Source organism: Mesorhizobium sp. 131-3-5 (assembly GCF_016756575.1).
In the GTDB taxonomy this organism is placed as follows: domain Bacteria; phylum Pseudomonadota; class Alphaproteobacteria; order Rhizobiales; family Rhizobiaceae; genus Mesorhizobium; species Mesorhizobium jarvisii.
In genome coordinates, this window is the sequence record NZ_AP023254.1 from 5,950,381 (window position 1) to 5,969,283 (window position 18,903).

Below are 18,903 nucleotides of genomic sequence, written 5' to 3' on the forward strand. Positions count from 1 at the left end.
TGAACATAAGATACAGTACTGTATTTCTACACATCCGAACGGCCTCATCAATAGGCTTTCGATCGCGAAAGGAAGAGCGCTGAAACATGGCACCACGCAAGATCATCATCGACACCGATCCGGGCCAGGACGACGCCTTCGCCATCCTCTTCGCGCTGGGGTCGCCGGCCGAGCTCGACGTGGTCGGCATCACCACGGTCGGCGGCAACGTGCCGCTTGCCCTGACGTCGAAGAACGCACTGAAGGTGGTGGAGCTTGCCGGGCGGCCTGATGTGCCGGTGCATGCCGGATGCCCGGCGCCGATGGTGCGCAAGCTGATCACCGCCGAATATGTTCACGGCGAAACCGGCCTCGACGGCGCCGATCTTCCCGAACCGGTGACGCCACTGCAGAGCGAACACGCGGTTAATTATCTCGTGCGCACCATCATGGACGCGCCGGAGGGCGAGTTGACCGTCTGCACGCTCGGGCCGATGACCAATCTCGCAACGGCCATGACCATGGAGCCGAGGATCGTGCCCCGGCTGCGCGAAGTCGTGCTGATGGGCGGCGGCTTCTTCCAGGGCGGCAACGCCACGCCTGCGGCGGAATTCAACATCTTCGTCGATCCGCATGCCGCGCATAAGGTATTCGACAGCGGCGTGCCTGTGACCATGGCAGGCATAGACTGCACCTACACCGCGCTGATGACGCCGGAATGGCTCGACCGACTGCGGGCAACCGGCAGCCGGGCGGCGATCGAGGCCGCCAATCTGGCCGACTTCTACCGCCAATACGGCACGCACAAATTCGAAACGCCGGCGCGCCCCATCCATGATGCCTGCGTCACCGGCTATCTGCTGGCGCCGCAAATCTATGAGCAGCGCCAATGCGCGGTGACGGTCGACATCGTCTCGCCGGAGACGATCGGCATGACCGTGGTCGACTGGTGGCATGTGACCGGCCGGCGGAAGAACTGCAACGTCCTGCGGCGCATCGATCCGGCGCCATTCTTCGAACTCATGCTGGAGCGGATCAGCGCATTGCCCTGAGCTGCGCCTTCCGCGATAGATGGACACTTGATGAGTCGCGAAGCGCATCGAAGCCGGCGAACGGGTTGCAGGCGTCGCATATGGCGATGAAGGTCTTGATCAGATGAAAGCGGACCCTGCCCCGGCCCGGGCCAAAAGACCGAAGGCCGCCCCGCCTGCGAAGCCGGCGCGGCAGACGCTCAGCCGCGAGGCCTGGATCACGGCTGCGCGCAAGGTGCTGGAGAAGCGCGGCATCGGTGAGGTCAAGATCGACCGCCTGGCGCACCAGTTCAAGGTGACACGCGGCAGTTTCTACTTCCACTTCGCCAGCCTGGCCGACCTTCGCGACGGCCTGCTGCAGGAATGGCGAAACACCAATTGCGCGCCGTTCTGGGCCATGCGCGACGTGCACGACATAGACGGCCTGCAATTCTTCACCGACATCGTGCATGTCTGGGTCGATGAGGCGCCTTTCAGCCCGCTGCTTGATCTGGCCGTGCGCGACTGGTCGCGAACGTCGAAGAAGCTGGCGCAGGAGGTCAAGGACATGGACGATCTGCGCATCGCGCTGTTGATCCGCTCCTTCCGCGCCATGGGCTATCCGGAGGACGAAAGCCTGGTCCGGGCGCGCATCACCTATTTCCACCAGATCGGCCAGTATGCGCTGTCCTTCAAGGAGGATCCGGCGGTGCGCAGGAGCTACCAGCCGCTGTTCGGAGAGGTGCTGCTTGGACCGCTCGTGCAGGAACCGGGCTCGGCGCCACGGCCGTCGGAGATTCAGAGCGGACGGCGTTAAAGGGCGTGCCAGCGATAGCAGGCTGCGGTGCGTCCAGCGACCTGCCAATCATCTAGGAAGCAGCCGCATCACCTGCCATGGCGCGAGTCGCGTTCTGCTGGGGACGTAGCAGAAAATAGAACGCGGCGACGTGCGTGATCATCAGCAGCGGCACGTAGATGACCGGGATCGCATAGGTCGCACCCAACAATCCCGCATGGGCGGGAAGACCGGCCTGGATCGCTTGGTAATAATCGACGATGAGGTCGATGGTCCCGACGACATTGAAGGCAACGACGAATAACCAGAAAAGCGGGCGTACCCTCACGGCAGACAGTGCCAGCATGGCCAGCACCCCGGTTGCGAAGTCGCCGTAGGCGGCGAAGGTAGCGAAGCTTGCGGGCAGGTCGGGGCTGACGACGCCCGGGAGGATGAAGACGAGCCCGAAGAAACGGAAACTGTGCAGGGTGGCAATGGCGCGTTGCGCTGCGACCCCGTCCATCGAGCTCAGCCAGGGCCAGATGTACACACCGAAGCACAGCAGCCATACAACATAGCCGAGAACGAGCTGGATCTGAAAAAGGACTTCCGTCGACATTGTGGTCTCCCGTCAGCTGTTGGTCGACGCGGCCTCGAACACCGCGGTCAGGATGCCGAGCCGGCCTTCCATGAGGTTTCGTCCCAGATTGGCTGCAAGCTCGGCGAAGTCCGGCCCCATCACCACGCCGAGATTTGGCGAAGGCGGCGGACCCGACGCCCGTAGTTGCGCGAACCAGGCCTTGGCGGCCTCGGTGTCGTCTTGCCATGCCAGCATACGGAAGCCGGCCGGCTCGATCGCCTCACGCGTCGCATCGATTGTCATGAGGAAGCTCGTCGCCGGTGTTCGCGCCCAGGGAAGCGGATAGTCCGGCTGCCCGCCGCCTAACACGACATCGAAGGTGGCAAACCTGCCGCCTGATTTCAGCACGCGCCGAATCTCACGATAGAGCCGCCCCCGGTCGAAGATGTTCATTGCTACATGCTGCAGCAGCACGATGTCGAAACAGCCGTCATCGAACGGAAGCTCCAGGGCGTTGGCGGTCTGGAAAGACAGCCGCTCGCCCTGCCCCGTGCGCTCGGTCAGATAGCGCGCGGCATCCACGAATGGCTCGCTGAGGTCCACGCCGGTAACCCGGCAGTCATAAGTCGCAGCCAGGAAGCGCGCCGGCCCGCCGACGCCCGAACCGACGTCCAGAACCGACATGCCAGCGGTGATGTCAGCCAATTGGGCAAGCTCGGCGGTGGCGGCAAGCCCACGGGTGTGAAACTGGTCGAGGGTGCCCAGTTGCTGCGGCGTGAGAAGCTGATCCTCAGGGCCAAGAGCAGCCAATACCGCCCTCAACCGTTCAGTCAGGCCGGTCGCGCGATAGTGGTCGCGCACTCCATCAAGTTCATCGATCATGGCAAGATGCTCCTGTCTCAAGCTCTTACCTAAACCCGCTTCCATCGTTCGACTATCCGCTGTAATTACAACAACCCATGAAGCAGAACTACACAATCCGGCACGGGGCGCTGGAGGGCGTCGAGGTGTTCCTGGCTGTCGCCAGACACCGCAACTTCCGCCGCGCCGCCGCCGATCTCGGGGTGACGCCATCGGCTGTGAGCCAGGCGGTGCGCGTGCTGGAAGCGCGGCTTGGTGCGGCGCTGTTTGTCCGCACGACGCGCAGTGTCGGTCTGACCGAGGCCGGTCAGCGCTTCCTCGACCGTGCCGGCCCTGGCTTCGAGGAGATCGTCGCCGCAGGCGAGGCCGCGCGTGATGTCGGCCAACGACCGACCGGCCTGCTGCGCCTGTCGGTGCCGCGCGCCGTCGTGCCGTTGATCCTTGAGCCGGTGATCGCGTCGTTCTGCCAGGCCTATCCCGAAGTCGAATTGGAGATCGCCGCGAGCGACGAGATGGTCGATCTGGCGACAGGCGGGTTCGATGCCGGCATCCGCCTCGGCCAGTTCATTGCCACCGACATGGTGGCGGTGCGGCTGACACCGTCCTTCCGGTTCGTGGTCGTCGGCAGTCCCGACTATCTCGATCGCCAGGGCCGCCCTGAGCGTATCGACGATTTGCGCCGGCATGCCTGCCTGCGCCTGCGCCGTTCCAACGGCGCCATCGCGCCGTGGACATTCGTCGACGGCAACGAAGCGATCGAGGCGATGGTCTCAGGTCCGCTGATCGCCCACGACTATCCGACATTGCTCGGGGCCGCGGTGCGAGGGATTGGGCTGGCGCAGATCCCGCGACCGGTCGCCGAAGGTCCGATAGAACAGGGAAAACTCGAGCCTGTGCTGGACACCATCGCGGCGACGACGCCGGGCGTCTTCCTCTATCATCCCGGCAAGCGCCAGATCCTGCCGAAGCTGCGCGCCTTCATCGATCACCTCAAATCCTCGGTCTGAGGCAGCGAAGGATGTCGGAGCCTGATCGCTCACTTGTACCAAAGCTCTCATGGTATAAATATCAGAAATATATAGGTAAAAAATACGACAAGATGGACCATTCCGGTCAAGAACGTCGTTCTTTCCGTGCTGAAACTTACATTGCATATGAAAAGCGCCAGGACCAAAAGGACCGCATCGGCAGCCGGCAGCCCCAGGGTCAGTCCTCTCCCCGTCAGCAGGCTGGCGGCTGCGACTGCCGGTATGGTCAGGCCGATCGTGGCGCAAGCCGAGCCCATCGCGACATTCAAGCCGCGCTGCAGCTCGTTGTTGAGTGAAGCGCGCACCGCCGAAATGGCCTCCGGCATCAACACCAGCCCCGCGATCATTGCCCCGACAATGCTGTCAGCCTGGGTCACCTGGTAGGCAACGAGCGTATCTTCGACGCTTGCCGCGACCTGCTCGGCGAGCATGACAATTCCGATCAGCCCGGCCATCAGCAGCAGAGCGCTGGAAGAGATGTTCTCGTGAGGGGCAGCGCGCACCGAAACGTCATGTGGTTGTCCCTGGATAAAGTCTTCCCGGTGCCGGACGGTCTGCGCGAACACGAAGCTTGCATAGAGCAGCACTGAAAGGACGCTAACGAAACCAAGTTGGGCTGCCGAAAACGTGCCGGGATCCGTGGTCTGGGTGTAGGTCGGCAGAATAAGCGTCATGACGGTCAGCGCGATCAGAACCGCCAGATAGGCACTGGTCCCCTGCCGCACGATGGCCTGCTTGCGATGACGCCAGCCGCCAAACGCGAGACACATGCCGACGACGCCGGTGGATGCGATCATCACCGTCGAGAAGACGGACTCCCGTGCCAGCGTCGGGTTGTTCTCTCCATGCAGCATCATGGAAACGATGATCGACACTTCAATTGCCGTGACGGCAAACGTCAGCACCAGCGTGCCGTACGGCTCCCCTACCCGCCGAGCTACCGCCTCGGCGTGGTCGAGCACCACGAAAATGGTGACGAACATGATCGCACTCGACAGCGCACCGACAAGGATCCTGGCGTTCAGCAAACCCTCGTCCACGGACAGCCCGCTGGCTCTGACCGCGACAGCCATCGCTAGCGCAGCGAGGGGCATCGCGTAGGAAATCGCCGATCGTCCGAAACCGCTCATCCAAGCCCCTGTGCGCTTCTGCGAACCTTGGCTGCATTCGCGCACCGACAGATCGAAGCGTTCACCCGTTCACGCCGTCTTCTGCGCCACCAGCCCCAATTCCTCGACCATCGCCTGACGCATCAGGAACTTCTGCGGCTTGCCGGTCACCGTCATCGGCAATTCGGTGCGGAAGCGGATGTGGCGCGGGATCTTGTAGTGTGCGATCTGGCCCGCACAAAAGGTCTTGATCTCCTGCTCGGTGGCGATCTGGCCGGGCTTGAGCACGATCCAGGCGCACAGTTCCTCGCCATATTTCTGGTCGGGAATACCGAACACCTGCACCTCCCTGACCTTGGGATGGCGGTAGAGGAATTCCTCGACCTCTCTGGGATAGACGTTCTCGCCGCCGCGGATGACCATGTCCTTGACCCGGCCGACGATGTTGCAATAGCCCTCGGCGTCGATGGTGGCGAGGTCGCCGGTGTGCATCCAGCCATCGGCGTCGATCGCCTCGCGGGTCTTTTCGGCGTCGTCCCAATAGCCCTTCATCACGGAATAGCCGCGTGTGCAGAGCTCGCCCGGCGCGCCGACCGCGACGGTGGCTCCGTCGGCGTCGATGGCCTTGACCTCGACATGAGGGTGGATGCGCCCGACGGTGGAGACGCGCTTTTCCAGAGGGTCGTCGACGCCGCTCTGGAAGGAGACCGGGCTGGTCTCGGTCATGCCGTAGGCGATGGTCACCTCGGACATATGCATCAGCGACACCACCTTCTTCATCACCTCGATCGGGCATGGCGAGCCGGCCATGATGCCGGTGCGCAAGCTGGAGAGGTCGAAGGTCGCGAAATCCGCATGGTCGAGCATGCCAACGAACATGGTCGGCACGCCATAGAGGCCGGTGCAGCGCTCCTGCGCCACGGCCTTCAGTGTGGCGCACGGATCGAAACCCTCACACGGAAACACCATAGTCGCACCCTTGGTGACGCAGCCCATCGTGCCCATCGACATGCCGAAGCAGTGATAGAGCGGCACCGGGATGCAGAGCCGGTCGTCGACGGTGAGCTTGATCGCCGAGGTCACGAAATTGCCGTTGTTGACGATGTTGTGGTGGGTCAGCGTCGCGCCCTTGGGCGCGCCCGTCGTGCCCGAGGTGAACTGGATGTTGATGGCATCATTCGGCTTCAGCCCCTCGGAAATGCGGTCAAGACTGTCATGCTCGTCGCGGCCGGCCATGGCCAGCACGTCGGCAAAATTGAACATGCCCGGCGAATTGTCCTCGCCCATGCGGATGACGATCTTCAGGGCCGGCAGTTTTTGCGCCTTCAGCTTGCCTGGCGTGGCCTTGGCGATCTCCGGCGCCAGCGTCTCGATCATGCCGAGATAGTCCGAGGTCTTGAAACTGGCGGCCGTGACCAAAGCCTTGCAGCCGACCTTGTTCAGCGCATATTCCAGCTCAGTCAGCCGGTAGGCCGGGTTGATGTTGACCAGGATCAGGCCGATGCGGGCGGTGGCGAACTGCGTCACCAGCCATTCCCAGCGGTTGGGCGACCAGATGCCGACGCGGTCGCCTTTCTCGAGACCCAGCGCCAGGAAGCCGGCGGCGAGCGCATCCACCGTGTCGGACAGTTCGCTCCAGGTGAAGCGCTTGTCCTGGCCGACGAAGACGGCGGCATCTTGCGTGGCGTATTTGCTTGCGGTGTCGGAGAAAAGCGCCGGAATGGTCTTGTCGAGCAGCGGCACCTTGCGCTCGCCCGAGACATGCGCCCTGCCGTCGACGGGTGCGATAAAGACGCTGCCGGCACGCGCAGCGCGGCCGCGCAGATTGGTGGCGTTCTTCAGCTCGTCGAGATTGACCGGCATCGCTGTTTCCTCCCCAGGCCGCGCCGAGTCTATCAGCCCGGCGGGGCAGTGGAAATCCTGTCGATGGTCGTGGAGTTCTGGTCCCTCGGACGGACGGGATGGCTATCGGACCGCCACCACCATCTTCGTAGCGATGTCGCGCAAGACCGCCTCGTCAGCCGCCGAACGCGATTTGCGCGATGCCACCAGACAGGCCTGCGACTTCAAGACCACGCCGTCGCCCAGCACCTTGAGATGGTTGGCGCGCAGCGTCGAGCCGGTGGTGGTGATGTCAACGATGACGTCGGCCAACCCAGCCGCCGGCGCGCCTTCGGTGGCACCCAGGCTCTCGACGATGCGATAGACCTGGATGCCGTGTTTTTGCGAAAAGAACTGCTGCGTCAGCCGCCAATATTTGGTGGCGATGCGCAGCCGCCGGCCGTGGCGCTGGCGGAAATCGGCGGCGACGTCGTCGAGATCGGCCATGGTGTCGACATCGAGCCAGATTTCGGGCACCGCCACCACGACATCGGCATGGCCGAAGCCGAGACGGGCGACGATCTCGGCGCGGGCTTCCCAGTCGGCGAGATTTTCGCGCACCAGATCCTCGCCGGTGATGCCGAGATCGACCGCACCCTGGCCGATTTCGCCTGCAATCTCGGAAGCCGACAGGAAAGCGACCTCGACATTGTCCAGGCCCTCGACACGGGCATGATATTTGCGCTCGTCGCCGGGCAGGCTGATGGCGAGGCCGGCCTTGGCCAGCACTTCCAGCGCCTGTTCCTTGAGCCGGCCTTTCGATGGGATCGCCAGCGTGATCATGGTGCTGTCTCCCGCAACGCCTCGATGCGGTCGACCCAGACGGAAAAGCCGACGCCGGGGATCGCCGTCTTGGCGCCAAGCAGCGTCAGCAACCGATCGTAGCGGCCGCCACCGGCCAGGGGACGCTCGCCGCCTTGCGCCGCGATTTCGAAGACCACACCGGTGTAATAGTCGAGCGGACGGCCGAAGGCGGCATCGTAGCGGATTTTTTCCGCCGGCAAGCCATGCGCCTCGATCGCCTTGGCACGGGCAGCGAATTTCTCCAGCGCGGCACCCAGCGACAGCCCGGCACCGGCAGCAAAGGTTTCCAGCGCCTCAGCCGCACCATCGAGCGGCACGTCGATCGCCAGAAAATTCTTCAATGCCGCGAAGGCTTCGTTAGACAGCCGCACACTGCGCAATTCGGCCTTCTCGATCAATCGCCGCGCAATGTCTGTGGGCGCGCGTCCGGCCGATGCCGACAGGCCTGCCTCCTCCATGCCGCCGGCAATGTGCGTGGAAAGACTTTCGAGATCCCCGTCGAGGACAAGGGCAGCGACCTCGCCGGAGAGCTGGCCGTTGCGCGGCGGGTTGGCGAGGTCGGCGAGTGCCGCCTGCAGCATCGGCGCCGAGCCGAAGGCACGGGCCAGCCGCATGCGCCAGCCGCGCGGCAGGCCGAGTGCGGCCAGCACCGCTTCGAAGATGCCCTGGTCGCCCAGCGTGACCGCCAGCGACCGGCCGGGCAGCACCAGCGACAGCAGCGCATGCGCGTCGGCCACGGAGCGGGCGTCGGCCTCAGCGGTGTCGCGGTCGCCAAGGTCCTCGATGCCGGCCTGGAAGAACTCGTTGCCGCCTTCGCGGCGCTGGCGAAACACTTCGCCGAGATAGGAATAGCGGCGCGGCGTGCCGGCCTGCGAGCTTATATGGTCGAGGCAGACCGGAATGGTGAATTCCGGCCGCAGGCACAATGTCTGCCCGGTCTCGCTTTCGGTGAGGAAGATGCGGCGGCGCAGATCCTCGCCGGCCATGTCGAGGAACGGGTCCGCCGGCTGCAGGATGGCGACCTCGACCGCGTGCGTGTTGCGCGTAGCGAAGAGTTTTACGATGTCGGCCGCGATGGCGGGGAAGCGGGAGGTCATGTGGCGCGCCCTTCCCTTCTCCCCTTGTGGGAGAAGGTGTCGCCGAAGGCGACGGATGAGGGGTGTTCCAGCGAAGTGAGACGCTGGCATTCCCTGGAGCACCCCTCAACCGTCTCGGCGCTGCGCGCCGATCCACCTTCTCCCACAAGGGGGGAAGGGAAGAACAGCGCGGCGCTCATCATTTCGCCCGTTCCTCGGCCTGCGCCGCCAGGATCTTCTTCACCTCTGCGACCAACTCACTTTCCGCAACCGTCACCTGAGCCGGGCGGGCGGCGCGCCATTCGGCGTTGTCGGTGATTTCGGCGGACATGCGCGCGCCTTCGATCAGGTCCTTGATCTGCAGTTCGCCCTTGGCGCGCTCGTCGCCGCCCTGGATGACAGCGACCGGGCAACCGCGCCTGTCGGCATATTTCAGCTGCGCCTTCATGCCGGCGCCGCCGAGATACATTTCGGAACGAATGCCGGCGGCCCGCAACTCGCTGACCATCTTCTGGTAGCGGCCGAGGCTTTCGGTGTCCTTGTCCATGACCAGGACCACGACCGGCGCGATCACATCGGCGCTGTCGAGCTTGCCGAGGTTCTTCAGCGCCGTCATCAATCTGGAGACGCCGATGGAAAAGCCGGTCGCCGGCACCGGCTCGCCGCGGAAGCGCGAGACCAGGCCATCGTAGCGCCCGCCGCCGCCGACCGAGCCGAAGCGCACGATCTGGCCGTCCTCATTGGGGATTTCGGCCAGGAGTTCGGCTTCGAAGACCGGGCCGGTGTAATATTCCAAGCCGCGCACCACCGAGCGGTCCATGGCGATGCGGTCTTCGCCGTATCCTGCCGCCCTGACCAGGGCTTCGATCGTCGCGAGTTCGCCGACGCCTTCCTGATAGGTCGCGTTGGAATTGACCACGGAATCCTGGCCGGCCTGCGCATTTCTCGCGGTTGCTTGAAGAACCGCCTCGGCTTGCCCGTTGTCCAAGCCCGCGCCCTTGGCGAAATCGCCTTCGCCTTCCTTGCCGCCATCCCAGCGCCCCGGGCCAAGCAGAAGCTTCACGCCTTCCGGCCCGAGCTTGTCCAGCTTGTCGATGGCGCGCAGCACGGTCAGCCGGCGTCCGGCATTCTCGTCGCCGCCAAGGCCGATCGCCTCCAGCACGCCGTCAAGCACCTTGCGGTTGTTGACGCGGATGACGTAGTCGCCACGCTTGATGCCGAGCGCTTCCATGACGTCGGCCATCATCATCGCCATTTCGGCGTCGGCGGCGACGCCCGGCGTGCCGATCGTGTCGGCGTCGAATTGCATGAACTGGCGGAAGCGGCCGGGGCCTGGCTTCTCGTTGCGGAACACCCAGCCCGAGCGGTAGCTGCGATAGGGCTTGGGCAGGCGCTCGTAGTTCTCGGCTACGAAACGCGCCGTCGGCGCGGTCAGATCGTAGCGCAGCGACAGCCACTGCTCGTCATCGTCCTGGAAGGAGAACACGCCCTCGTTCGGCCGGTCCTGGTCGGGCAGGAATTTTCCGAGCGCATCGGTGTATTCGATCAGCGGCTGGTCGGCCGGTTCGAAACCATAGAGCTCATAGACCGAGCGGATCGTCGCCATCATCTTCTCGACGGCGCGGATGTCCTCAGCGCTGCGGTCGGCAAAACCGCGCGGCAGCCGCGCTTTCGTCTTTTCCGATTTGTCGGCCATGAGATGGGTCTTTTTGCTAAGTAAAGGATGACTTATTTTCGAGTGCGCGTGTCCTAGCCGAAGCTACCGAGAGCGGCAAGGGTTAGCGCCTCTCCCTTCTCCCCTTGCGGGAGAAGGTGGCCTCGCGAAGCGAGGTCGGATGAGGGTGCTCCAGGGAATGCCAACGCCTCACTCCGTCACGCACCCCTCAACCGTCTCGGCGCTGCGCGCCGATCCACCTTCTCCCACAAGGGGAGAAGGAAAGATGACTGAAACAGAAACGCACCGAGAATGAAACAATCCCGCCACGGGCACGGCATCGTGCCGACACAATCGGCGTCGATACAGCGCAGGACACGAAGGGGTTCGGAACATGACCAGCGCAGCGAAATTCGATGCCAACAGCGATGCCGGCGAATTGCCTGCGCGGCTGCGCCCGGCCGGCACCCACGCGCCGAAACTGGTTGGCCAGGCTGCCGGGCCGTTCAATGTGCCCGCCGACACCGGCAAGGGCCCCTCCCTGCGCGATGCATTGGTGACCGGCCTGCTGGTGATCTATCCGACGGTGGCCACGGTGGTGGCAATCGTCGCCGGACTGTTCCTTGCCAGCGTCAACGGCACCTGAAACCGCCCGCTTCGTCGGGTTCCATATTTTCTGATCGAGGGATCGAGCAGGCGACTGGGCTTCTCCCCGTGAACGGGGAGAAGGGAGCTACGCGGGCCGCTTGAACGCCTTGCGTTCCTTCTCGACCTGCTTGCGGCAGACACAGCCCTCGAGATGGTCGTTGACCAGGCCCATGGCCTGCATGAAGGCATAGACTGTGGTCGGGCCGACAAAACTCCAGCCGCGCTTCTTCAGTTCCTTCGATATCCGCACCGAGACCGCCGTCGTCGGGTTGGCGCGCAGATGGGCGAGGTCGACGATTTCGGGCCGTTCCGCCTTGCCGGGTTCGAACTTCCAGAACCAGGCGGCGAGCGACCCGAACTCGTCGACCATTTCGCGGGCGCGCTTGGCGTTGTTGATGGTCGAGACAATCTTGCCGCGATGGCGGATGATGCCGGCATTGCCGAGCAGGCGTTCGACATCCTTGTCGGTGAAGGCGGCGACCTTGTCGAAATCGAAGCCGGCGAAGGCCTCGCGAAAATTCTCGCGCTTTCGCAGGATGGTCAGCCACGACAGGCCCGACTGAAAACCTTCAAGGCAGATCTTTTCGAACAGCCTGCGGTCGTCGGCCACCGGCCGCCCCCATTCATGATCATGATAGTGCAGATAGTCGGGCAGGTTGCCGTGCCAGAAGCAGCGCACGACACCGTCGGGACCGGCGAGCAGGCCGGTGTTTTCATTGCTCATTGCGAAAAATCCATCCGTTAACGCGCTTTAGCGCTGCTTTTACCGTGGCTTTACCAGATTCCTGAACCCGGCGGTAACCACACCAAAAGGTTTACTGACAAAGCCGCATTTTACGCATTCCGATTCATGTTTCGGTTGCTGCTTGCGCGCCAATGATCGCTGGACCGGGGAGCGTTTCCACCCGGTGTATCAGACGATCTAAGGTGCGTTCCCGATGAAGAGAGTTGTGTTTTCCGTGTTCGGCGCCGTGGCTGTGTTTGCCGGCGTCACACCCTCGGCCGCTGGCGACCGCTATGCCGACAGGCCGCCTGTGATGGTGAGCCCCGACCTTTCAGCCCCCTGGGTGCTGCAGCTCGGCAATGCGCCCGGCATCGTGCGGCAGAACCGCCAGCAGCCGCGCCTGCGCACCGCGCAACCGGCACAGCCAGACCGCGTGCAGACGGCGGCAGTGCAGGCACCGGCGAAGCGCATGGTCATGCGCCCGCAGATCAATCCGATCTACCTGCCGCAGGAAGTCGCCTATGACGGCACGCAGAAGCCGGGCACGATCGTCATCGATACGACGCAGAATTTTCTCTATCTGGTCGAGAAGAACGGCAAGGCGCGGCGCTACGGCGTCGGCACCGGCAAGCCCGGCTTCGAATGGTCGGGCACGCACAAGATCACCAACAAGCGCGAGTGGCCGGACTGGCGCCCGCCGGCGCAGATGATCAAGCGCGAAGCCGCCAAGGGCCGTTATCTGCCGACCTATCTGGCCGGCGGCATCGAGAACCCGCTCGGCGCCCGCGCGCTCTATCTCGGCACGACCGAATACCGCATCCATGGCACCAACCAGCCATGGACGATCGGCGGCGCGGTGTCGTCTGGCTGCATCCGCATGCGCAACGAGGACGTGGTCGACCTTTATGAGCGGGTCAATGTCGGAACCACGGTCGAGGTGATATAGTAGCTGCAGCGAATCACCTGGTCGGGAAGCACATCGTTTCCTGAAGTCGGAAGGAACAACGGGGGACGGGCCGTATGGGGATGCGGTCAGTCAGGAAGGGCAGCACGGGAAACCGCGCTGCCCTTCTTCTTTGATCGGCATCCTGTCCCAGCGACAAAGCCCGCGTCGTTGCGTCGCGCAGAAGGCATGGCGCTTCGCTTTCATGCTGCCATTTTCGGCGGTCCTTTGCTATGTCGGCGCCAACGCAAGCAAAGAGTCCCTCCCATGTCCCTGCCCGACGACAGCCGCTATCTCAAGGGCGGCCCGGTTGCCCAGCGCATCATCGCAGCCGTGCGCGAGGATGCGGCGATTGCCAAGGCCGAGGGTTTTCCGCCCAAGCTGATCTCGATCACCGTCGGCGATACCGATGCCGTGGATGTCTATGTGCGCAACCAACGCGCCAAGGCGCAGCTTGCCGGCATCGATTTCGAGGAACGGCGTTTTCCCGCCACCATCACCTCGGGCGAACTGGAAGCGCACGGCCTGAACGCCGATCCGCGCGTCACCGGCATCATCATCCAGCGGCCGGTGCCGGCGCATATTTCGGTCAAGACGCTGCAGGCGGCTGTGCATCCGCTCAAGGATGTCGAAGGCATGCACCCGGCTTCGATCGGCAACATCGTCTACAACCAGCTTGATCTGGCGCCCTGCACGGCGGCTGCATCCGTCGAACTGCTCAAGGAGACCGGCCTTGACCCCAAGGGGCTGGAAGTCGTCATCGTCGGCCATTCGGAAATCGTCGGCAAGCCGATCGCTTTCCTCTTGATGAGCGAAGGCGCGACGGTCACGGTCTGCCATCACATGACGCGATCGGTCGCAGCGCATGCGCGCCGCGCCGACGCGCTGTTCGTCGCCGTGGGCAAGCCGCGGCTGATCAAGGCCGACATGGTCAAGCCAGGGGCTGCCGTCATCGATATCGGCATCAATTCCGAGATCGGACCCGATGGGACGAGCCGCATCGTCGGCGACGTCGACACCGACAGTGTGAAAGACGTGGCCTCCTGGATTACGCCGGTACCGGGCGGCGTCGGCCCGATCACGGTGGCGATCCTGCTGCGCAACACGATGGTGGCGCTCAGCCGCCAGCGCGCGCTGTACGAGGCGACCTACGGCACCGCGGACAGGCTGGCGGCGGAGTAAGCGCCGATCCCTACTCCGCGGCGATTAGGCTCTCGTCGCGAACACCCTCCGGCTTTGGCCCGCCATAGGCCCAGTCAAGCAGCTTGATGGTATGTATGACGGGCATGCTGGCGGCCGACGCAATCTGGGTGATGCAGCCGATGTTGCCGGTGGCCACGATCGAAGCCCCGGTCGCCTCGATATTCCTGACCTTGCGGTCGCGCAGCTTGGCTGAAATCTCGGATTGCAGGATGTTGTAGGTGCCGGCCGAGCCGCAGCACAGATGACCCTCGCGCGGCTCGCGCACAATGAAGCCGGCCTTGGCCAGCAACTCTTTCGGCTGGCGTGTGATCTTCTGGCCGTGCTGCATCGAACAAGCGGAGTGATAGGCGACGATAGTACCTGGCTTGCGCACCGGCTCCGGCAAGTCGAGGCTTGCCAGATATTCGGTGATGTCCTTGGCCAGCGCCGACACCCGCGCGGCTTTCTCCGCATAGGCCGGATCGAGCCGCAGCATGAAGCCATAGTCCTTGATCGTCGTGCCGCAACCGGACGCGGTGATGATGATGGCGTCGAGCCCGCCCTGGTCTATGGTGCGCGTCCAGGCATCGACATTCTGTCTTGCCGAGGCAAGTGCGGCCTCTTCTCGCCCCATATGATGGACCAATGCGCCGCAGCAGCCCTCACCGGGCGGCACCACGACGTCGACGCCGAGGCGCGTCAGCAGCGAAATCGTCGTGTCGTTTATGGCGGGATCGAGTACCGATTGCGCGCAGCCGGTGAGAATGGCGACGCGGCCCTTTTTGGCCCCCTGCCCGGCATGGACGCCCGGCGAGGCCATCGGCGAGGCTGCCGGGATCGAGGCCGGCGCGAGCTTAAGCATGGCGGCGAGCGGCTTTAGCGCCGGCAGCTTCTCGAACAGGCCGATGAAGGGCTTGCCGAGTTTCGCCAGTCTGAGAGCGGCGCGAAAACGCCAGGGATAGGGCAGCACGAAGGCCAGCATGGCGCGCGTCAAGCGGTCGAGCAGCGGCCTGTCATAGGTCTCCTGGATGTGGGCGCGGGCATGGTCGACCAGGTGCATGTAGTTCACACCCGAAGGGCAAGTGGTCATGCAGGCAAGGCACGACAGGCAGCGGTCGATATGGGTGACGATCTCCTTGTCGGCCGGACGGCCGTTCTCCAGCATGTCCTTGATCAAATAGATGCGCCCGCGCGGCGAATCGAGCTCGTTGCCGAGCGTCACATAGGTCGGGCAAGTGGCCGTGCAGAAGCCGCAATGCACGCATTTGCGCAGGATCTTTTCGGATTCCGCGACATGCGGGTCGGCGAGCTGGGCGGATGAGAAATTCGTCTGCATCGCTGATGTCCTAGGCCATGCGGCCGGGATTGAGGATGTTTTTCGGGTCGAATTCCTGCTTCAGCCGCTGGCTGAGCGCTGCCAGCGCCGGCGGCTGCGGCTCGAACACCGGCAGCGCGGCGCGATGGGCAGGGGCGGCGCGCACCAGCGTCGCATGGCCGCCGCCATGTTTGCGCAACAGGCCGCGCAGCAGGGCGGCTTCGGGGTCGCCCTCTTCCATGCGCAGCCACACCAGCCCGCCCTGCCAGTCATAGAAGGCGCTGGCGGCCGCCTGCATGCGCAGGGTCAGCACCATCTGATGCGCGTGAAAGGGCGCCATCGACACGCGCCAGACCGGTTTCTCGCTGCCGTCGGCGAACGGCCTGATATCGCGCACATCGCGCCAGATCAGATGCGAAGCCTCGCCGGCAATCTCCTCCAGCGGCCCGGCCTTGCCGAGCAGCGTCTTCAGCGCGGCGATGCGATAGGCGACCGACGGGCCAAAACCTTCAACGCGCAGCAGCGTGGCGGCGTCGCTGCCGAGCGCACCGCCGGCGACGCGCGCGGCAATGCGCTCCGGCAGATGGGCAGCGCTCGACACTTCGGCACTGGACCCGAGCGCCAGCGCCATGGCACTTGCCGCGGCATCGTCGAGCAGCCCACGGATAGCGAGCGTCACCTCGGTCTCGGCTGATGGCAGCACCTTGAAAGTGACGTCGGTGAAAACGGCGAGCGTGCCCCAGCTGTTGGCCATCAGCTTCGACATGTCGTAGCCGGTGACATTCTTGACCACGCGGCCGCCGGACTTGAAAGCTTCACCCCGGCCGGACACGACGTTGATGCCGAGGATATGATCGCGCGCCGCACCGGCCTTCAGCCGGCGCGGACCGGAGAGGTTCGCGCCAAGCACGCCGCCGATCGTACCTTTGCTCGGCTCGCCGCCGAGCAGCGGGCCATAGTCCATCGGCTCGAAGGCCAGTTGCTGGCCGTTTTCCGCCAGCAGCTTTTCGATATCGGCCAAAGGCGTACCGGCCTTTGCCGACAGCACCAGTTCGGCGGGTTCATAGAGGGTCACGCCGGTGAGTGTCGACAGGTCGAGCGTGTGTTCCGTCTGCAGCGGCCGGCCAATGCCGCGCTTGGAGCCGTGGCCGATGATTTCGAGCGGCGTCTCTTCCCCCACCGCCCAGGCAATGGTGGACAGGACCTCGTCTGACGTCGTCGGGGTCAAAGTCGTCAAAGCCTGTGCTCCCTGAGTTTTTCGAGCACGGCTTCGCCCCTTGGCGACAGCCGGTAACCGATCTCGAGGCTCTCGGTGAGCCCGAATTCCCCAAGCTTGCGGACATCCCGCTTGAACTTCAGCGTCTCGACCCCGGCCTTGGCCGCCAGGTCAGCCGCCCGCACTTCCGGATGCGCGCCGATTGCCCGCAGGATCGACGGGAAATAGCCGGGTGCCGTCTTGTCCCAGCGGGCAAAGCGTGCGGTCAGGGCGTGCCAGTCCGCATCGGAAAGCGAAGCCTCGCCGCGCAAGGCAACCCGTTCGTCGGGTTCAAGACCGATGAGTTCGATGCGATAGACCGGGGCGCCGTCGTCGGACCCCAGCATCTCCCGAAGAGCTTCGAGTGTTGGAAAGCCGGCGGCACTCGAATCCTTTTCCGACAATGCGGACATCTCCACGACCGCGATACCGCCGATCAGCACGACACCCGACGCCGTTCTCACCCGCCCGCCAGCCTTGACCGTCGGTCGCTTCCAGCGGCGAAAGGCGAGCGTCACTTCGCCCAACGCAATGGCCGCAAGGGTCTGGTCCCGGAACAGCATCCCCTCAAAACCTCGGAATGTCCGGAAATGCCACCTGCCCCCGGTGCACATGCATGCGCCCAAGCTCGGCGCAACGGCGCAGTTGCGGGAAGACTTTTCCCGGGTTGAGCAGATGGTTGGGGTCGAAGGCGCATTTGACGCGCATCTGCTGGTCGAGATCGACCTGGTTGAACATTTCCGGCATCAGATCGCGCTTCTCGACCCCAACCCCATGTTCGCCTGTCAGCACGCCGCCGACCTTGACGCAGAGGCGCAATATATCGGCGCCAAAACTTTCGGCCTTGTCGAGTTCGCCGGGAACATTGGCATCGTAGAGGATCAGCGGATGCAGATTGCCGTCGCCGGCGTGGAAGACATTGGCGACGCCGAGACCGTATTTTTCCGACAACTCGCGCATGCCGGCGAGCACGCGCGGCAATTCCTTGCGCGGGATGGTGCCGTCCATGCAGTAGTAGTCGGGCGAGATGCGGCCGACCGCCGGGAAGGCCGCCTTGCGGCCGGCCCAGAAGCTCAGCCGCTCCTGCTCGGATTGCGAGATGCGGCAGGTGGTCGAGCCGTTGCTTATGGCGATCGCCTCGACAGCGGTGATGAGGTGATCGACCTCGACGCCCGGCCCGTCGAGCTCGACGATCAGCAACGCCTCGACATCGAGGGGATAGCCGGCATGGACGAAATCCTCAGCGGCATGGATCGCCGGCCGGTCCATCATTTCCATGCCGCCGGGGATGATGCCGGCGCCGATAATGTCGGCGACGCACTGGCCGCCCTGCTCGCTGGTCGGAAAGCCGATCAGCAGCGCGCGCGCCGTTTCCGGCTTCTTCAGGATGCGCACCGTAACCTCGGTGACGACGCCGAGCAGGCCTTCCGAACCGGTCATCACGCCAAGCAGATCGTAGCCTTCGGCGTCGAGATGGCTGCCGCCGAGCCGCACCACCTCGCCATTCATCAGCACCATCTCGATGCCGAGCACATTGTTGGCGGTGAGGCCGTATTTCAGGCAGTGCACGCCGCCGGAATTCTCCGCGACATTGCCGCCGATCGAGCAGGCGATCTGGGAGGATGGATCGGGGGCGTAGTAAAAGCCCTCCTGCTCGACGGCGGTGGTGATGCCGAGATTGGTGACGCCCGGCTGGGCGACGACGATGCGATTTGGAAAATCGATCGCCAGGATGCGGTTGAAGCGGCTCATCACCAGAAGCACCGCGTCTTCCAGCGGCAGCGCACCACCCGACAGCGAGGTGCCGGAACCGCGCGGCACGACGCGGATGTTGCGATCGTTGCAGTATTTCAGCACCCGGGAGACCTGCGCCACCGTCTCGGGCAGAACGACGACCAGCGGCAATTGCCGATAGGCGGTCAGGCCATCGCTCTCGAAGGCGCGCATGGCGTTAGCGGCGTCGACCACGCCCTCGCCCGGCACGATGATGCGCATGTCGGCGACGATCTCTTCGCGCCGGCGCATCGTGGCGTCGTCTGGTTTCGGCATGGCCAGGCCGGACATCAGCAGCCTCATTTT

18 protein-coding genes are annotated in these 18,903 nt (G+C 64.2%); 6 read left to right on the forward strand and 12 right to left on the reverse strand.

What is annotated here, in order from left to right:
- The first annotated feature begins 86 nt into the window (after positions 1-86).
- Together JG747_RS29090 and JG747_RS29095 are read left to right on the forward strand one after the other, a co-directional pair.
- Positions 87-1,031: a nucleoside hydrolase gene (locus tag JG747_RS29090; protein ID WP_202360551.1), complete on the forward strand. Its 945-nt coding sequence runs from the start codon at positions 87-89 to the stop codon at positions 1,029-1,031.
- 103 nt (positions 1,032-1,134) lie between these two features.
- Positions 1,135-1,806, forward strand: a complete 672-nt coding sequence (locus tag JG747_RS29095; RefSeq protein WP_019860008.1) for a TetR/AcrR family transcriptional regulator — start codon at positions 1,135-1,137, stop codon at positions 1,804-1,806.
- 52 nt (positions 1,807-1,858) lie between these two features.
- Here JG747_RS29095 and JG747_RS29100 read toward each other — a convergent pair whose 3' ends face one another.
- Positions 1,859-2,383 (reverse strand): hypothetical protein, encoded by a 525-nt coding sequence (locus JG747_RS29100; protein WP_064986461.1) that lies wholly within the window; start codon positions 2,381-2,383, stop codon positions 1,859-1,861.
- A 12-nt stretch (positions 2,384-2,395) separates the two neighbouring features.
- A complete protein-coding gene (locus tag JG747_RS29105) occupies positions 2,396-3,226 on the reverse strand; it encodes a class I SAM-dependent methyltransferase (protein ID WP_202360552.1) in 831 nt (276 codons plus the stop codon).
- A 77-nt stretch (positions 3,227-3,303) separates the two neighbouring features.
- Between JG747_RS29105 and JG747_RS29110 the strand changes: the two genes are divergently transcribed.
- Positions 3,304-4,212 (forward strand): LysR family transcriptional regulator, encoded by a 909-nt coding sequence (locus JG747_RS29110; RefSeq protein WP_202360553.1) that lies wholly within the window; start codon positions 3,304-3,306, stop codon positions 4,210-4,212.
- 47 nt (positions 4,213-4,259) lie between these two features.
- Here JG747_RS29110 and JG747_RS29115 read toward each other — a convergent pair whose 3' ends face one another.
- From JG747_RS29115 to hisS, 5 genes are all read right to left on the reverse strand, one after another.
- Complete coding sequence (locus JG747_RS29115) at positions 4,260-5,363, reverse strand: calcium:proton antiporter (protein WP_202360554.1); 1,104 nt, start codon at positions 5,361-5,363, stop codon at positions 4,260-4,262.
- Between the two features lie 69 nt (positions 5,364-5,432).
- Positions 5,433-7,205: an AMP-binding protein gene (locus tag JG747_RS29120; protein WP_202360555.1), complete on the reverse strand. Its 1,773-nt coding sequence runs from the start codon at positions 7,203-7,205 to the stop codon at positions 5,433-5,435.
- Between the two features lie 102 nt (positions 7,206-7,307).
- Entirely contained in the window at positions 7,308-8,006 is a 699-nt protein-coding gene (gene hisG / locus JG747_RS29125; protein ID WP_202360556.1) for an ATP phosphoribosyltransferase, read from the reverse strand.
- Positions 8,003-9,124 carry an ATP phosphoribosyltransferase regulatory subunit gene (locus JG747_RS29130; protein ID WP_069091431.1) on the reverse strand — a complete coding sequence of 374 codons (1,122 nt, stop codon included), beginning with the start codon at positions 9,122-9,124 and terminating at the stop codon, positions 8,003-8,005. Before JG747_RS29130 ends, hisG begins: the two co-directional genes overlap by 4 nt.
- Before the next feature lie 178 nt (positions 9,125-9,302).
- Positions 9,303-10,799, reverse strand: a complete 1,497-nt coding sequence (hisS, locus tag JG747_RS29135) for a histidine--tRNA ligase (protein ID WP_064986455.1) — start codon at positions 10,797-10,799, stop codon at positions 9,303-9,305.
- Positions 10,800-11,151: 352 nt separating this feature from the next.
- Here hisS and JG747_RS29140 point away from each other — a divergent pair, with 352 nt between their 5' ends.
- A complete protein-coding gene (locus JG747_RS29140; protein ID WP_202360557.1) occupies positions 11,152-11,403 on the forward strand; it encodes a hypothetical protein in 252 nt (83 codons plus the stop codon).
- 87 nt (positions 11,404-11,490) lie between these two features.
- Here the strand turns inward: JG747_RS29140 and JG747_RS29145 are convergent, their stop codons facing one another.
- Positions 11,491-12,129 (reverse strand): DNA-3-methyladenine glycosylase I, encoded by a 639-nt coding sequence (locus JG747_RS29145; RefSeq protein WP_038644905.1) that lies wholly within the window; start codon positions 12,127-12,129, stop codon positions 11,491-11,493.
- A gap of 214 nt (positions 12,130-12,343) precedes the next feature.
- Here JG747_RS29145 and JG747_RS29150 point away from each other — a divergent pair, with 214 nt between their 5' ends.
- Together JG747_RS29150 and JG747_RS29155 are read left to right on the forward strand one after the other, a co-directional pair.
- Complete coding sequence (locus JG747_RS29150) at positions 12,344-13,075, forward strand: L,D-transpeptidase (RefSeq protein WP_019860019.1); 732 nt, start codon at positions 12,344-12,346, stop codon at positions 13,073-13,075.
- A gap of 264 nt (positions 13,076-13,339) precedes the next feature.
- Positions 13,340-14,254, forward strand: a complete 915-nt coding sequence (locus JG747_RS29155) for a bifunctional 5,10-methylenetetrahydrofolate dehydrogenase/5,10-methenyltetrahydrofolate cyclohydrolase (RefSeq protein WP_202360558.1) — start codon at positions 13,340-13,342, stop codon at positions 14,252-14,254.
- 10 nt (positions 14,255-14,264) lie between these two features.
- Here JG747_RS29155 and glcF read toward each other — a convergent pair whose 3' ends face one another.
- The 4 genes from glcF to JG747_RS29175 are packed head-to-tail and all read right to left on the reverse strand — an operon-like array spanning position 14,265 to position 18,888.
- Positions 14,265-15,590 carry a glycolate oxidase subunit GlcF gene (gene glcF / locus JG747_RS29160; protein ID WP_202360559.1) on the reverse strand — a complete coding sequence of 442 codons (1,326 nt, stop codon included), beginning with the start codon at positions 15,588-15,590 and terminating at the stop codon, positions 14,265-14,267.
- 10 nt (positions 15,591-15,600) lie between these two features.
- On the reverse strand, positions 15,601-16,806 hold the full coding sequence (locus tag JG747_RS29165) for an FAD-binding protein (RefSeq protein WP_202360560.1): 1,206 nt from the start codon (positions 16,804-16,806) through the stop codon (positions 15,601-15,603).
- Positions 16,803-17,387, reverse strand: coding sequence for an ASCH domain-containing protein (locus tag JG747_RS29170; RefSeq protein WP_202360561.1), 585 nt, complete (start codon positions 17,385-17,387; stop codon positions 16,803-16,805). The genes JG747_RS29165 and JG747_RS29170 overlap by 4 nt, the downstream gene beginning before the upstream one ends.
- 4 nt (positions 17,388-17,391) lie before the next feature.
- Positions 17,392-18,888 carry an FAD-linked oxidase C-terminal domain-containing protein gene (locus JG747_RS29175; protein WP_027047180.1) on the reverse strand — a complete coding sequence of 499 codons (1,497 nt, stop codon included), beginning with the start codon at positions 18,886-18,888 and terminating at the stop codon, positions 17,392-17,394.
- Positions 18,889-18,903: the final 15 nt, after the last annotated feature.